Origin of the sequence: Massilia sp. DWR3-1-1 (genome assembly GCF_049898325.1) — a bacterium.
GTDB lineage: Bacteria > Pseudomonadota > Gammaproteobacteria > Burkholderiales > Burkholderiaceae_D > JAFCUW01.
Window position 1 is genome coordinate 1 of the sequence record NZ_JAFCXL010000078.1, and the last position, 835, is coordinate 835.

Annotated in this window: 1 protein-coding gene; it reads right to left on the reverse strand. The window is 59.0% G+C overall.

From position 1 onward, the window contains the following. A partial coding sequence (locus tag ACP7EY_RS23995) for an NADH-quinone oxidoreductase subunit L (RefSeq protein WP_426197762.1) occupies positions 1–835 on the reverse strand: 835 nt, incomplete at both ends.

The following is an 835-nucleotide window of genomic DNA, read 5'->3' on the forward strand; positions in this document are numbered from 1 at the left end:
TGCAAGCGGGTCTGGCGTACGGCGGTCGAAGCCGAAAGGAAGGCATGGGCCTTGTACAGTGAATGGCCAATCAGATGTAGAGCGGCAAGGGTGTAGAGGCCCAGCGCGCATTCAAGCAACATGAAGCCCATCTGGGCAACGGTTGACCAAGCCAGGCGGACCTTGATACTGATGCGGGTCAGCATCACCATACTCGCCAGCACGGTAGTCGCCAGGCCGAATACCAATAGCAACAGACGCGCCGGGGGTGCCTGTTCGAGCATAGGCGCAAAGCGGATCAGAACAAAGCCGCCAAGATTGACCACACCAGCATGCAACAGTGCAGAGACAGGGGTGGGAGCCTCCATCACCTGGATCAGCCACCCGTGCACCGGCAGTAAGGCAGTGCGCAGTATGACGGCCAACACGAGTAAGACGGCACTCATTTGCAAGGATACGGACATGCCATGCTGAGCAATGTGCAAGTACAGTGCCGAGAGCGAACCGCTGCCAACTTCTAGCCACGCCAGCGCGGTTGCGCCAAGCAGCATCACATCGGCCAGGCGATCAGCAATGCGTTTTTTGTGGGCCGCCAGCAGGGCGAACGGGCGATCCGGATAGAAGCACAGCAGATGCTGCAAGGCGATACCTACGGATGCCCAGGCCGCGATGAGCACGAGCCAGTGATCGGCCATCAAGAGCAGGTGGACACTAGCCAGGACAGTGGCGAGCACACCTACATAGCGGCGCTGGCCGACTTCCCCCTCCAAATAGCGGGCAGAAAACGCGCCAATTACCGTGCCAAGCAGCTGTACCAGCAAAGCTAGGATCAGGCTCAAAGATGTTGCCATCACAG